16 protein-coding genes and 1 pseudogene are annotated in these 12,519 nt (G+C 52.9%); 9 read left to right on the forward strand and 8 right to left on the reverse strand.

What is annotated here, in order from left to right:
• Positions 1-26 precede the first annotated feature (26 nt).
• Both KO508_RS02030 and KO508_RS02035 read right to left on the reverse strand, forming a co-directional pair.
• Positions 27-1,004 carry a radical SAM protein gene (locus KO508_RS02030; protein ID WP_216006670.1) on the reverse strand — a complete coding sequence of 326 codons (978 nt, stop codon included), beginning with the start codon at positions 1,002-1,004 and terminating at the stop codon, positions 27-29.
• Positions 1,005-1,084: 80 nt separating this feature from the next.
• On the reverse strand, positions 1,085-3,280 hold the full coding sequence (locus tag KO508_RS02035; protein WP_216006671.1) for an FAD-dependent oxidoreductase: 2,196 nt from the start codon (positions 3,278-3,280) through the stop codon (positions 1,085-1,087).
• Positions 3,281-3,463: 183 nt separating this feature from the next.
• On the opposite strand from KO508_RS02035, the gene KO508_RS02040 reads away from it, so the two are divergent.
• Positions 3,464-4,084, forward strand: coding sequence for an RNA polymerase sigma factor (locus KO508_RS02040; protein WP_216006672.1), 621 nt, complete (start codon positions 3,464-3,466; stop codon positions 4,082-4,084).
• Positions 4,078-4,338, forward strand: coding sequence for a zf-HC2 domain-containing protein (locus tag KO508_RS02045; protein WP_216006673.1), 261 nt, complete (start codon positions 4,078-4,080; stop codon positions 4,336-4,338). Before KO508_RS02040 ends, KO508_RS02045 begins: the two co-directional genes overlap by 7 nt.
• A 52-nt stretch (positions 4,339-4,390) precedes the next feature.
• Here KO508_RS02045 and nrtS read toward each other — a convergent pair whose 3' ends face one another.
• A complete protein-coding gene (nrtS, locus tag KO508_RS02050; protein WP_252737766.1) occupies positions 4,391-4,753 on the reverse strand; it encodes a nitrate/nitrite transporter NrtS in 363 nt (120 codons plus the stop codon).
• Between the two features lie 100 nt (positions 4,754-4,853).
• Here nrtS and KO508_RS02055 point away from each other — a divergent pair, with 100 nt between their 5' ends.
• Together KO508_RS02055 and KO508_RS02060 are read left to right on the forward strand one after the other, a co-directional pair.
• Complete coding sequence (locus KO508_RS02055) at positions 4,854-5,264, forward strand: hypothetical protein (RefSeq protein WP_216006674.1); 411 nt, start codon at positions 4,854-4,856, stop codon at positions 5,262-5,264.
• An 86-nt stretch (positions 5,265-5,350) separates the two neighbouring features.
• A complete protein-coding gene (locus KO508_RS02060; protein WP_216006675.1) occupies positions 5,351-6,106 on the forward strand; it encodes a YiiX/YebB-like N1pC/P60 family cysteine hydrolase in 756 nt (251 codons plus the stop codon).
• A gap of 5 nt (positions 6,107-6,111) precedes the next feature.
• Here the strand turns inward: KO508_RS02060 and KO508_RS02065 are convergent, their stop codons facing one another.
• Positions 6,112-6,279 carry a hypothetical protein gene (locus KO508_RS02065; protein WP_216006676.1) on the reverse strand — a complete coding sequence of 56 codons (168 nt, stop codon included), beginning with the start codon at positions 6,277-6,279 and terminating at the stop codon, positions 6,112-6,114.
• Between the two features lie 349 nt (positions 6,280-6,628).
• Here KO508_RS02065 and KO508_RS02075 point away from each other — a divergent pair, with 349 nt between their 5' ends.
• Entirely contained in the window at positions 6,629-6,787 is a 159-nt protein-coding gene (locus KO508_RS02075; protein ID WP_216006677.1) for a hypothetical protein, read from the forward strand.
• A gap of 86 nt (positions 6,788-6,873) precedes the next feature.
• Here KO508_RS02075 and KO508_RS02080 read toward each other — a convergent pair whose 3' ends face one another.
• Entirely contained in the window at positions 6,874-7,719 is an 846-nt protein-coding gene (locus KO508_RS02080) for a DUF547 domain-containing protein (protein ID WP_216006678.1), read from the reverse strand.
• Positions 7,720-7,823: 104 nt separating this feature from the next.
• Positions 7,824-7,964: pseudogene (locus KO508_RS02085) on the reverse strand (TVP38/TMEM64 family protein); the annotation flags it as partial.
• A 119-nt stretch (positions 7,965-8,083) separates the two neighbouring features.
• Between KO508_RS02085 and KO508_RS02090 the strand changes: the two are divergent.
• On the forward strand, positions 8,084-8,326 hold the full coding sequence (locus KO508_RS02090) for a hypothetical protein (protein ID WP_216006679.1): 243 nt from the start codon (positions 8,084-8,086) through the stop codon (positions 8,324-8,326).
• 11 nt (positions 8,327-8,337) lie between these two features.
• Here KO508_RS02090 and KO508_RS02095 read toward each other — a convergent pair whose 3' ends face one another.
• Entirely contained in the window at positions 8,338-8,961 is a 624-nt protein-coding gene (locus KO508_RS02095; protein ID WP_216006680.1) for a YbhB/YbcL family Raf kinase inhibitor-like protein, read from the reverse strand.
• A gap of 153 nt (positions 8,962-9,114) precedes the next feature.
• On the opposite strand from KO508_RS02095, the gene KO508_RS02100 reads away from it, so the two are divergent.
• Both KO508_RS02100 and KO508_RS02105 read left to right on the forward strand, forming a co-directional pair.
• The gene (locus KO508_RS02100) at positions 9,115-9,447 is read left to right on the forward strand and encodes an ankyrin repeat domain-containing protein (RefSeq protein WP_216006681.1); all 333 of its coding nucleotides are present in this window, start codon (positions 9,115-9,117) and stop codon (positions 9,445-9,447) included.
• Between the two features lie 24 nt (positions 9,448-9,471).
• On the forward strand, positions 9,472-10,212 hold the full coding sequence (locus tag KO508_RS02105; RefSeq protein ID WP_216006682.1) for a spermidine synthase: 741 nt from the start codon (positions 9,472-9,474) through the stop codon (positions 10,210-10,212).
• Positions 10,213-10,236: 24 nt separating this feature from the next.
• Here KO508_RS02105 and KO508_RS02110 read toward each other — a convergent pair whose 3' ends face one another.
• The gene (locus KO508_RS02110; RefSeq protein ID WP_216006683.1) at positions 10,237-10,797 is read right to left on the reverse strand and encodes a TIGR00730 family Rossman fold protein; all 561 of its coding nucleotides are present in this window, start codon (positions 10,795-10,797) and stop codon (positions 10,237-10,239) included.
• 187 nt (positions 10,798-10,984) lie between these two features.
• Between KO508_RS02110 and KO508_RS02115 the strand changes: the two genes are divergently transcribed.
• The gene (locus tag KO508_RS02115) at positions 10,985-12,295 is read left to right on the forward strand and encodes an NAD(P)/FAD-dependent oxidoreductase (protein ID WP_216006684.1); all 1,311 of its coding nucleotides are present in this window, start codon (positions 10,985-10,987) and stop codon (positions 12,293-12,295) included.
• Positions 12,296-12,519 lie beyond the last annotated feature (224 nt).

A 12,519-nucleotide genomic window follows, 5' to 3' on the forward strand; every position in this document is an offset into this window, starting at 1 on the left:
TTAATCCGGGGCATTACTCAGTTTCTTTAACCTGGAGATAACGGTGCCGAACAACTAGCCCCAAACCGATAACAGGAAAAACACCGGTGGTGCCGCAACATAACCCGCTCATCCATGCTCTCCGCCAGCGACCCACCCAGATCATACTGAGGATCATCATCCACCAGCGTGCACGCATAAACCCGCACCGAATCGCCCTTCTTCACCAACATCCGCGTATAGGTACACATGAAATGCGCACGACTATCCACCGTCGGATATTTCTCCATGCAGTTCTCGGTAATCTCCGGGCTACCGTCTTCTGATCCCGGCGTACCCAGATCCGGGAACGCAGTAAACGCCAGAGTTTCGGGAATCTGCCACTCACGGAAAATCTCCCGGAACGCAGCTTCCACATCTGCCGGAATTTCATTCGGATCTGTCTGGCGAGCAATAGATACCTTGAACCCCTGCTCAACCAGCCAATGAATGCCCTCCAGCGCCTGATCAAAACTCCCCGCACCACGATCCTTGTCATGGCGAGCTCGATCCGGGAAGTCCAAGCTCACGCGAAAATGGATCGGGTAGGGATTTTCCAGCAACGGCAACACCTGATGACGGCGCTTAAGTAACGGCTCCGTGGCGTTGGTAAGCACAAAGCAGGGCCGATGCTGACTGGCATAATCCAGAATGTTCACAAAATCACGAATCACAAACGGCTCGCCACCGGTGAACGAAAGCTGCTCCACACCCATATCCAGGGCTTCGTGAATAAACGGCTTCACATCACTCAGCTTCATGCCGGGAATACGACCATCGCCCGGGTGGCTGCCTTCCAGACAGAACGGGCAGGCCAGATTGCAGGCAGTACCCGTGTGAATCCACAGCTCTTTCAGCCTGGCGGCGTCGATGTATCCGCGAGGGTCGCCATTGCGGGTGTGAGTCCAGCTATCAAACGCTCTGGACTCCAGTACTTCTACCGCCGGAATGCGCTTTCTGGCAGGTCGGGTTTCAATCAGGGGCATGGAGGCTCCTTGATGGTTCAGGAATAAGGGTGCGCGGACATGGGCGACGCCGGCTGGTTGCAGCCATCGCCCCACATTTTTCAGCCCGCAGTTATTTCTTTACGTTTTTGTTGGTGAGCTTGGCCTTTACCCCGGCGCCAGCCATGCAGCTTCTCCAACAATTTCAGAATACCTTCAGGGGCATGGGCACGTTTCCACTCGCCAGCCGCATACTTGGCCGACTCGTTCCAGGTCGGGTAGGGGTGAATGGTGCCCAGAATCTTGTTCAGGCCCAGGCCATGCTTCATCGCCAGCGTAAATTCCGCGAGGATTTCACCCGCATGAGAACCAACCACAACCACCCCAAGGATCTTGTCTTTACCCGGTGGTGTCAGGATCTTTATAAAACCGTAATCTTCACTTTCAGCAATAGCGCGATCCAGGTCATCCAGGCCATATCGGGTAATTTCGTAAGCAACACCCTGCTCTTTAGCTTCCGCCTCACTGAGCCCGACCCGAGCCACCTCTGGCGAAGTAAACGTCACCCAGGGCATTACCCGATAATCCACCCGGAAGCGTTTGAACTGACCGAACAGGCCATTAACCGCCGCATACCAGGCCTGATGAGCAGCCGCATGAGTAAACTGATAAGGGCCTGCCACATCACCACAGGCAAACACGTTGGGGTAGCGAAGGCTCATATCGTCTTCAACTGGCACGGAACCATTGCGTAGAGTTTCAATACCAATTTTTTCGAGCCCCAGACCTTTGGTGTTCGGGGCGCGACCCACTGCGACCAACACCTGATCAAAGGCAATACGAACCCGCTCGCCTTTGTGCTCACAGTAAACGACTTTCTCACCCTCTTCGATGGCGAATTCTCTGGCCGCGTGTTCCAGACGAAGGTCGATACCATCGCTCTCAAACTGGGTTTTTATCAGTTCCGAGACATCGCTGTCTTCTTTAGCCAACAACCGGTCACCCATTTCTACCTGAATTACCTGACTCCCCAAGCGAGCAAACGCATGGGCCAGTTCGGAACCGATTGGACCGCCACCCAGAACCAGCAAGCGCTCTGGCTGTTCCTGCAATTCCCATAAATTATCAGAGTTCAAAGGCTCCATTTCTGCAAGCCCTGGAATCGGCGGCATGGCCGGTTTTCCGCCAGTGGCAACAATTATGCTGCGAGCGGTCAACCGTTCGGTACGGCCGTCGTTATGCCTGACTTCCAGCTCCCAGGGAGATACGAAGCTTGCCTCTCCCGAGATGCAATCCACACCCAGCTTGCTGTACCGCTCCGGGGAATCGTGGGGTTCTACCTTGGCAATCACCTCTTGAACACGGTTCATGATGTTCTTGAAGGAGCCTTTCACCGGCACCGACTCCAGCCCATAGCGGTTGGCATGGCGCATGGTATCCGCGGCCTTGGCACTTCGGATAAGGGCTTTCGATGGCACGCAGCCAGTGTTCAGACAATCGCCACCCAGCTTGTGCTTTTCAATCATCCCCACTTTCGCTTTCACCGCTGCAGCTATGTAGGCGGACACCAGGCCTGCCGAGCCACCGCCAATCACCAACAGGTTGTAGTCAAAGCTCTCAGGCTTCTGCCAGCCGGCATACACCTTGCGGCGGCGGATGAAGCCCACCACGAACTTTGCAATCAGAGGGAAGAGCCCGAGCAATGCAAAAGAAAGCAGCAGGTCTGCGGAGACGATATCACTCGTAGACTGGATCTGACCCAGTTGCGTTCCAGCGTTAACGAAAACAAAAGTACCCGGAAGCATGGCAATCCAGCTTACCAGAGCGTAAGTGCGCAGCTTCATGGCCGTCAGGCCCATGGCCAGGTTAATCAAGAAAAAGGGGAACACCGGAACCAACCGCAGCGTTGCGAGATAAAACGCACCGTCCTTCGAAACACCCCGGTCCATCTTTGCGACGGTTTCCGCGTAGCGCTTGCGCAGCGTGTCCCGCATGAGGAATCGGGCCACCAGAAACGCCAGGGATGCACCCAGAGTTGAAGCAATAGAAACCGCAATCAGGCCATAAAAATTGCCTAAAAAGGCACCACCTGCCAAAGTCATTATGGTAGCCCCTGGCAGAGACAGGGCTGTGACGACCACATAAACAGCGGCATAGCCGACCACGGCGATCAGAAGATTCTGCTCAATCCATTGTGCCAAAGCACTCTGGTTCGCCTGCAGATTCTCCAGGGTAAGCAACTTGTGCCCGTCGAAGCCGATAAAAGCGGCAACAATTACCGCTATGACCAAAAGAAGTAAGAGCTTGCTACGAGTCATATCCATGCCTTTTAAAATATAGGAACCAGTATGTTGATTTCATTCAGACACGGTCATCTGTTGAATGTTACACGCTACTGAAAAATATTTTTGAGTGATCGCTCCAAAATACAGGAACTTTCCCGGAATCAGAAACACTAAAAACAAAATAATCTCCTAACGCCTTACAAGGGACGACGTTCCATGGACACTTCCACCCATCCCGATCCTCAAGGTTCGCTGATCGAAGATCTGAAACGAGGCAACTCATTCGCCTACAAAGAAGCCGTGCGGGAATACTCTCCCGGTATGCTGGCAGTCGCCCGGTTTTACCTGGATCACTCCAGTGCTGAAGAAATTGTCCAGGACTGCTGGGTTACGGTGATTGATGCCATTCAGAAGTTTGAAGGCCGCTCTGGCCTGAAAACCTGGCTGCACCGAATTGTCGCCAACCGCTGCAAGAACAAGCTCCGATCCATCAACAGGGAAGTAGCTACTGACTTTTCAGAGAGCCTCGATCCGGAGCTTGCCGACCGTTTCAATGCCAAAGGCCGCTGGGACCTGCCACCAAAACTAAAGTTCCACGAATCTGCTGACACACTTATGGAAAATGATGCGCTCAGTGGTTGCCTGGACAAGCACTTGTCGGCTCTGCCAGAAACCCAGCGTTCGGCCCTGATGCTGTACGAAGCCCATCAGCACAAATCTGAAGATGTCTGTAACATTCTTGATATCAATGCATCTAACCTCCGTGTACTTTTACACCGCGCGAGGCAGAAGATCTTTCTGATGGTTGAAACGTTTCAGGAGACAGGAAAATGTTGATGTGCAGGGATCTGGCAGACATAGCCAGTGACTACATAGATGGTGAACTCACAAACCGACAGAACCTATCCGTGAAAATGCATCTGATGATGTGCAAACACTGTCGGACCTTTATCGGCAATCTGCGCGCGAGTACCGATCTTTTAAAGGTGCATGCATCCAGACAGGAAAATGAGGAGCTGATTCGCAAAATCGATGAACGGGTGGCCGAAGCCCTCGGAGCCAGAAAATCCGAGAGCGACGGTTGCAAATAACAGGATAAAACCTGCCGCTCACAGAGTGTCAGGCATCCGTTCAGCAAGTTTGTTACAACGAGCCTTGTCGAATCTGGGTCTTTTGAGCCTCCTCGTGCACACTCTGTCTTGCCATTTCGGCTTCCCGTAGTAAGTGCATATCCTTGCTTACACTGGTATAGGTCGAGACGAGGTAGGGCACGCAATAGGTCAACGCAACCTTCAGCCAATCCATTGAACCCGCTCCGGTGACTGCTTCCCACTGATTAATCACCACCAGCAGACTACCTACTACCGCCGCCAACTTTGCGGCACGCCCGGGCGTGCCATCGCTTATGGCAAGTACACCTGCTTGCCTGCAATGGCGAGCTTGCTTACGCAAAATCCCGATAAAAAACATCAACACCTCAACATTATTTGGCATTCTGCCAGACATAGCCGTGTCTGGCTGTTACAAAAATGCTCTCTTGGGTGGAACTCTGTAGGACCATCCCTGTCATTGGAGCGATCGCTCAAAAACCACAAAGGAGAAAGGAATGCCCAAACAGTTACCCCTTGCCCTGCTGTTTCTCAGACTCGGCGTTTTCATTGTATTTCTGTTCTGGACCCTGGACAAACTGGTACAACCCGAACACGCTGCCAAAGTCTTCACCGCGTTCTATGGGCTAGGAAGTCTTGGAGAAAGCGCTTTTTATGCAATGGGTGTCGCCCAACTGGCACTGATTTTCGCCTTCGTTGCAGGGCTCTTTAAAACCTGGACCTACGGCGCCATTCTGGTGTTCCACGGGGTTTCCACCTTCGCGTCATTCAGCAAATACCTTCAACCTTTCGACAACCTCGTATTCTTCGCTGCCTGGCCAATGCTGGCCGCCTGTGCCGCCTTATTCCTGCTACGGGACTACGATACCCTTACGCTTTCACGACAGCCGACTCCCGCCCTTGCCTAGCACCATGCATTAGCGGCTTGTGTAACAGGTGCCCCGATTGTCTGTCTGTGTTATCAATATGAACAGATTCACGACCGGGGTACTGCATGTTTCTTGACTGGATATCGAAACGTCTGGCTACTTATCTTTCCAAACAAGTAGCGCAGCATTCCGTGCCGACGTCAACCTATCAGGCGCTTGAAAAGGCCCTCAGGCCGGGAGACGTTCTGCTCGTAGAAGGGAATACACGCATCAGTACCGCGATAAAATACCTAACCCAGTCCACTTGGTCTCATGCAACACTTTACCTCGGACCGAATTCGGGTTTGGGAACATCGTGTGACGGCGAGCCTCACACCCTGATCGAGGCGGATCTGGAGTTCGGTATTCGTCCCCTGCCGCTCTCCTATTATCGAAATAGTCATACCCGTATCTGCCGCCCTGTAGGGCTGGATGACGATAACATGAGCACGCTCACAGATTACGCACTGAGCCGGTTGGGCCATCAGTATGATATGAAAAATGTGTTTGATCTGGCCCGTTATCTTGTTCAGACGCCCCCAGTCCCCTCACGACACAGACACAAGCTGCTGTCATTCGGAAGCGGGGACCCGACACGGGCAATCTGTTCTACGTTTATCGCAGAAGGTTTTCAGCGCCTTCACTATCCGATACTACCAACCATCGACACAATTCCATCAAACGATCCTGACTGCGCCGACTGTGTTCGTGAGCACTACCGAATTCGGCAAACATCCCTGTTTACGCCGCGAGATTTCGACGCATCTCCATATTTTCAGATCATAAAACCAATGCTGGAAAGCAGCTTTGATTTCAGAACCATCAATTGGGCCAACCAGTAACGGGCTCAGTTTGGTGTTGAAGGGCAGGGTGCTTCACAAGGCGCGCAGGCCGCTTCAGGCCGAGTACGGCTCGCCTCGTTAAACCGGTTCGCCAGACCTGCCAACGCGGTTGCTACGATAAATCGGCCCACCTGCCAGCTAGGCTGCTGAAGCCCCTTCTTCGCTACCTGCATCGGTTGGCTCCTGTTCTGGGACCACTCCGCCATTGAGCCATCATAGAGCGCAATCTCCTGAAACCCAGACTACCAATCAGGCGCTTCCAACAGAACAATAGCCAATATGCGGCTCATGGCGCTTCTCCTTATATCACTATCAATTTTTGAGCGGCCATCATGAATTCAACGTTGAGTAATGGACAGCACAGCTTTTATGACGTTCGGCCACATGGAAATCTCCAATTTTTCTTGCCACTTCCAAAAAATCTGTAACACAAGGGGGAAGTCGGTTGTCTATACCTCGTAAGCGCGGCCTGACCAAGCCTCGGACAGATCCCGTGCATCATCACGAACGAGGTACCAAACCATGAAAAAACTGACACTGATTCTCGCCGCTATCGCTCTGTCGTTCTCTGCTTCCACTGCGCTGGCCATGAACGGTCAAGCAGACAGATACAACGAAGCAAAGACCTACCCGATGACAACCACTGTCAAAGCTGTGGATGTGACAGTCTCGGCAAAGTGACCAGAAGCGGAAAAGTGATCAGAAACGAAAAAGGCCACTACTCTCCGGATTAGCGGCCTTTTCGTGCCCGTTTCTCAGGAGCAGGCTTAACGCAACTCGGAAAAATTGGCCGGACTGTTTAAAGTCCAGTCATAGTCGATGAATTCTATGGACCCTGTGCCTGCCACTCGATCCACCACTATCGGATCAGCCCATTCTTCAATGAAAGCCTTTTCAGAGCCGGATACCTCTGTGAAGTCCTCTGCGTACCATTTAAATAATTCGGTGAGATAAAGAACCTCACCCTCTACACGGAGGTGACGCTCTGTACTGAACGCCCGGCGGGTATTTTCTGCAAGCATGTCTTCCAGATTGTCTGCGGTATAAAGGGTGTCCCGAAGTGGCGGACAACCAACCGAAGCACAGTTCACCGCAAAATGGACACGGGCATCCTTCCAGCCCATGTCGGCGTAGTCGTCACCCAGCAGGATGTCCTTTTCAATCTCATTGAGGCTGTATTCGCGCCCTCCAATAGCAAAGCTCTTCCGCTCAAACACATTGTCAACAAACGGATTCACCCGGCCACCATAATCCCAGACGGACGAAACCAGTTCGCCATCCGGTCGCTCAGTGAGTATCTGGGCAAGCATGAAAAAATTGTAGGCGTTAATCCAGAAGGCAACGGATTCCTCTTGTCCATTCAGGGTCGCGGGGTCGAACTCCTGCAGTTTGGCCTGTTGGTCCGCCAGGTTTTTTTGCAAGCCACTATCGGCCAGAGCAGACCGATAATCGAAAGCCGATATCAGGCCGTTCCCGGGCATCGCTTGCTCAACCACGTAATCAGTCAGAAGGCGCTGGTAGCTCTTGTACAGCCCGGTATTAGTATCTGCCCAAGCAAGGGCAGGCATAACGAGAATGGCCAGAACACAGGATAGACGTCGGTAACCAAGCATAATCACTCCAATCGCATCGGATTTTTAGTAAAGGAATGCGATTACAGACAACAATCTTCGCGTTCTGTTACACAGAAAATGCCCAGACTTAAACAACCTTATTCAGATGCAGCGCTGATGGGCAGTGTCGGAATGGGCCCCACAACCACAGCGAGGATCATCAACAGCATCAGCAGCAGCGGTCCGAACGTGCCCTGATCGTTAAGCCACTCAGACAGTGCTACTGGTGCCAAACTCACAGGCATGCCCAAGTAACGGTTCACACCGCAATAGGCGGTGATAACCCTGAAGGCTGGACTGGAGTTTCGAATGGGTGATCGCCCTCAAGGGTTTACCTTTATTCCGGGCCCGGTAGGTCGAGGCAATGCCACGTGACGGCAATCTTCTGGTAAACAATGACTGGACAGACAACAACACGATCAAGGTAAACCGCACCGTCGACCAAACCATTCTGGGTTTACAGTGGCTAGGGCCACGATTTGGGGCCCACCTCTACCTTTGGCTGTCTACGGAAACCGTCGATGATTCCAACCTGCCGCCGAGTCAGGATCCCAGAAACACGCCGGAACCAATGCGCTTTGGCTCCGGCATCTTCCCTGAATACTGAGTTCGGGCAGCTTAGCGAAGGTCCGGGTTCAGCGTATAGGTGCCCGTCACCCGTGCACTTGCCAGTACATGGCCCTTCATGGCATTGCGCACCGCCTCACCGTCAAACTCTCCGGAAAGCCCTAGCGACTCCACATCCAGCGCATGAACTTCGTAGTGATAGTGGTGCAACAATTCATCGTTCCAGGGCGGACAAGGACCGTCATAGCCGAAGTAAGTGCCGGCCATATCGGGGTTTCCAGCCAGGAACTGGGTGAAATTGTTCACCCCTCGCAGGCCAACCGGGCCAGAGCCTCCGTCTTTGCCTTTGGGCGTAACGCCATCGCTGTCTTCGCCTTCCGGAATACGGCTGATTTTGGCGGGGATATCCACCAGAAGCCAGTGGAAGAAATCAACCCGCGGAATATCTTTGGAAACTGTTTTGCCTTCCTGGTTTGCATCATCAGCCACACTGGGTACATCCGGATCAAACATCATAATCACGAAACTTTTTGTGCCCTCCGGCGCACCTTCCCAGGACATTTCAGGGTTCCGGTTTGGGCCAAAGCTCATGCGATCTTCTGGGTGGAACACGCCGAACGCGAATAAGTCCGGGACCGGTTTGCCCTGTTCAATCCCCTCAACGTTCAGTTTCATGGTGCTTTCTCCTTTCAATGATTGCCATTATTAGCTGGATTCTATTCCAGCAATCATGCCTGAGACTAACTCATTCTGTGATAAAAGGTTGTATCAACGGTATCCTACCCATGTCTACAGTCACGGTTCACCACTGCTTTAAATGGAGCCCAGATGAGCGAAAACCAACCCGGCGAGCCACAGCAGCCAGAAAATCAAATGGATAAAGACGCCATCGCCTTCGCCCAAGGCATTTTTGAACTGGCACGTAACGGCGGGACTAGCATGTTGCGCCCAATGCTAGAAGCAGGCGTACCGGTAAACATGCGCACCAGCGATGGAAAAAGCCTGCTCATGCTTGCTGCCAGCAACGGCCACGCAGATACGGTGCAGCTTCTTTTAGAAAAAGGCGCCAACCCGGAATTACAGGACACAGAAGGCAATACGGCACTGAGCCTTGCACAGGCCATGGGTGCCAAAGAGGCCATCAAACACCTGAGTCCTTAGTAAGCCCCTCTTAAAGAGCACCCTATGTTCAACAAAGGCGAGATTATTCACCACAGCCGGGACAAACTCGGTAGCATTTTGGTGATCGACTACCGAAAACATCGGGTATTAACCTTCAATTCGGTGTTTGAGCAAAGCAAGATTGATCGGCGATACCCGCACGTGCCCGTGCATGAGTACAGCCGGGCGATGTTACTTCCCGCAGCCTTCAGCAACCCTCAACACGTCACCATATTAGGGCTTGGCGGCGGCGTGATGGCCAGCGCCTTTCATCATCTTTTTCCGGAATGTCAGGTGCACGCGGTTGAACTGCGCCAAGCGGTGTTGGATGTAGCTCGGGAGTACTTTGGGCTGCCTAGTAGCGAACGCCTAAACGTAACCATTGCTGATGCCCGCAATGCCTTGAACAAACTGCCGGACGCCAACACCGATATAATTCTGGCCGACCTATACAGTGCAGACCGGATGAGCCCTGCACAGGCACAGCGTCAGTTTGTGGAAAGTTGCAGCCGAGCGCTCAGCTCCAAGGGTTGGCTGGTATTGAATTACCACCGTACGCCAGATGCCGAAGGGCCTTACTTCCGCCAGCTTCGAAAGCACTTTTCCGAGCTGCTGGTGTTTAAAAGCAAAACCAACAACACCGTTGTTTACGCTAGCAAACAGCCCTTCGATGCCATACACCCAAAAGACCCGGTATTGGCCAACCTCGAAAAACGCCTACCTATCGATTGGAGCCGGCTCATGAGCAGAGTCAACAGGCTTTAGAAGCGAGCCGCACACTGCGTATCTTCAAGCCCACTTTTCCTGCGGCGGAACATAGCTGCTAAAACCATCAACCAGTTCTTTCGGAGTGTGTGCCAATACAATCATATCGAGGTATTGTTGCTTCACAAACCCGGCCGCAACCATGGTTTTTACCATGTCTAGCAGCGAATCGTAAAAGCCAGTCACGTTATAAAATGCACAAGGCTTCTTGTGAAAGCCGAGTTGGGCCCATGTCCAAACCTCAAAGATTTCTTCCAAGGTACCAATACCGCCTGGCAGCGCGACGAAACCATCGGCCAGTTCTGCCATCTTTGCTTTACGCTCGTGCATGTTTCCCACCACAAACAGCTCGGTAAGGCCCGGATGTGCAAGCTCCCGGTTAACCAGATGCTGCGGGATAACGCCATACACCTTGCCGCCGTTTGCCAGCACCGCATCAGCAATAATGCCCATTAGGCCAACATGCCCGCCGCCGAACACGAGGTCTATACCGTTATTACCGAAGAATTCGCCCAGCTCTCTGGCCTTCTCAGCATATAACGGCTCGTTACCTGAACGGGAACCACAGTAAACTGCTACTTTCATATTTTTCTGTCTCTAGCTGTGTAGTGAGTGGTCAATGGGTATTCCGACCAATTGTGCAGGCTGACCGGGGCGCGTTAGTATTCACCCCTCAGCGTCCGTATCCTACCCGTAAGCTGGCCCCAGTGACGACAGCCAAGTGTTTTTTCGCAAGAGCATTTGGCTTTCATTACTTAAAGGTCGGAATGCTATGGATAATCTACATCATATTGTTGTGGTCGGCGGTGGCGCTGGCGGTCTCGAGCTTGTTACGAGTTTAGGCCGGAAACTCGGCAAAAAAGGCAAAGCCCGGATTACTTTGGTAGACGCAGGTCTTACCCACGTTTGGAAACCCCTCCTGCATGAGGTTGCATCTGGGTCGTTAGATGCCAATTCAAACGAAGTGAACTATCGCGCCCACGCACGTAAACACCATTACGAATTTCAGCTTGGGCGTATGAAAGGCCTCAACCGTGAAGCCAAGGAGCTGGTCATCGCCCCTTTTGTTGATGAAGACGGCAATGAAGTGGTCCCCAAACGCCTCCTTAAGTACGACACGCTGGTTATTGCCGTGGGCAGCACCGCCAACGATTTCGGCACCCCCGGCGCACAAGAACATTGCCTATTCCTCGACAGCCTGAAGCAGGCACGGCGCTTTCACAATCTGATGCTCAATGCCTTCCTCCGCAAGAACCACGAGGGCTTGCATGGCCGGGATCACAGACTCAACATCAGTATTATCGGCGCAGGCGCTACCGGCGTTGAGCTAGCCGCAGAGCTGAGAACGGCATCACGTGAGCTGCCGGTGTACGGCATGAACCATCTGAAAGCCTCCGATGTATCCATCACTTTGATTGAAGCAGCCGACCGCATCTTGCCTGCACTTCCCGGCAGGTTATCGGCAGCGGCCACCAAAGAACTCGAGCACCAAAATGTAGAGGTTCTGAACGGCCAGCCCGTCAGCGAGATTCGCTCTGGCCTTGTCGTCCTGAAAGACGGCACCGAATTGCCTTCAGAAATGACGATCTGGGCCGCTGGCATTAAAGCGCCCGCCTTCCTTGCCGATCTGGAAGGCCTAGAATCCAACCGCGGCAACCAGCTGATCGTGCACCAAACGCTCCAAACTACTCAGGATGCCAACATTTTCGCCTTTGGCGACTGCGCCGCCTGCCCACAGCCGGATTCTGATAGGCCCGTAGCACCCCGCGCTCAAGCCGCACACCAACAGGCCGACACTCTATTTAAAACCCTGTGTAACCGACTGGAAGGCAAAGACGCAGTACCCTTCGTGTATAACGACTACGGCTCACTGATCAACTTCAGCCACTACACCACCGTAGGCAACCTGATGGGCAACCTCTCGGGCCGCAGCATGTACATCGAAGGCAAGGTAGCCCGGCTGTTCTACGTATCACTTTACCGCATGCACCAGGTGGCATTGCACGGTTTTCTGCGTACTGGCGTGATCTGGTTTATGGATAAGATTGGCAGGGCGATGCAACCGCGGATGAAGTTGCATTGATGCTCGGCTGACGAATCCCAGACCAGAAAATAATTGATGTACTTCCTGGAAACCGGTCCTGATGTCTCGACAAAGGATGAGCAGGGCCGAACGCCTCTAGATTTTGCGAGGCTTTTGCAGGAGAAGAAAGCCGGTGCAGATATAGCTGAGATTGTTAAAAGCTTGGAGGAAGCTGGGGGGTAATTCTGGGCTAGACATGACGCTGAGCCGATGACGCTTGCTTA

This window comes from Marinobacter salexigens, from assembly GCF_018860765.1.
Lineage (GTDB): Bacteria > Pseudomonadota > Gammaproteobacteria > Pseudomonadales > Oleiphilaceae > Marinobacter > Marinobacter salexigens_A.

Coding starts and splice junctions, on each gene's coding strand:
- KO508_RS02030 (WP_216006670.1), bottom strand. CDS start 1,004: ATGCCCCTGATTGAAACCCGACCTGCCAGAAAGCGCATTCCGGCGGTA.
- KO508_RS02035 (WP_216006671.1), bottom strand. CDS start 3,280: ATGACTCGTAGCAAGCTCTTACTTCTTTTGGTCATAGCGGTAATTGTT.
- KO508_RS02040 (WP_216006672.1), top strand. CDS start 3,464: ATGGACACTTCCACCCATCCCGATCCTCAAGGTTCGCTGATCGAAGAT.
- KO508_RS02045 (WP_216006673.1), top strand. CDS start 4,078: ATGTTGATGTGCAGGGATCTGGCAGACATAGCCAGTGACTACATAGAT.
- nrtS (WP_252737766.1), bottom strand. CDS start 4,753: ATGTCTGGCAGAATGCCAAATAATGTTGAGGTGTTGATGTTTTTTATC.
- KO508_RS02055 (WP_216006674.1), top strand. CDS start 4,854: ATGCCCAAACAGTTACCCCTTGCCCTGCTGTTTCTCAGACTCGGCGTT.
- KO508_RS02060 (WP_216006675.1), top strand. CDS start 5,351: ATGTTTCTTGACTGGATATCGAAACGTCTGGCTACTTATCTTTCCAAA.
- KO508_RS02065 (WP_216006676.1), bottom strand. CDS start 6,279: ATGCAGGTAGCGAAGAAGGGGCTTCAGCAGCCTAGCTGGCAGGTGGGC.
- KO508_RS02075 (WP_216006677.1), top strand. CDS start 6,629: ATGAAAAAACTGACACTGATTCTCGCCGCTATCGCTCTGTCGTTCTCT.
- KO508_RS02080 (WP_216006678.1), bottom strand. CDS start 7,719: ATGCTTGGTTACCGACGTCTATCCTGTGTTCTGGCCATTCTCGTTATG.
- KO508_RS02090 (WP_216006679.1), top strand. CDS start 8,084: ATGCCACGTGACGGCAATCTTCTGGTAAACAATGACTGGACAGACAAC.
- KO508_RS02095 (WP_216006680.1), bottom strand. CDS start 8,961: ATGAAACTGAACGTTGAGGGGATTGAACAGGGCAAACCGGTCCCGGAC.
- KO508_RS02100 (WP_216006681.1), top strand. CDS start 9,115: ATGAGCGAAAACCAACCCGGCGAGCCACAGCAGCCAGAAAATCAAATG.
- KO508_RS02105 (WP_216006682.1), top strand. CDS start 9,472: ATGTTCAACAAAGGCGAGATTATTCACCACAGCCGGGACAAACTCGGT.
- KO508_RS02110 (WP_216006683.1), bottom strand. CDS start 10,797: ATGAAAGTAGCAGTTTACTGTGGTTCCCGTTCAGGTAACGAGCCGTTA.
- KO508_RS02115 (WP_216006684.1), top strand. CDS start 10,985: ATGGATAATCTACATCATATTGTTGTGGTCGGCGGTGGCGCTGGCGGT.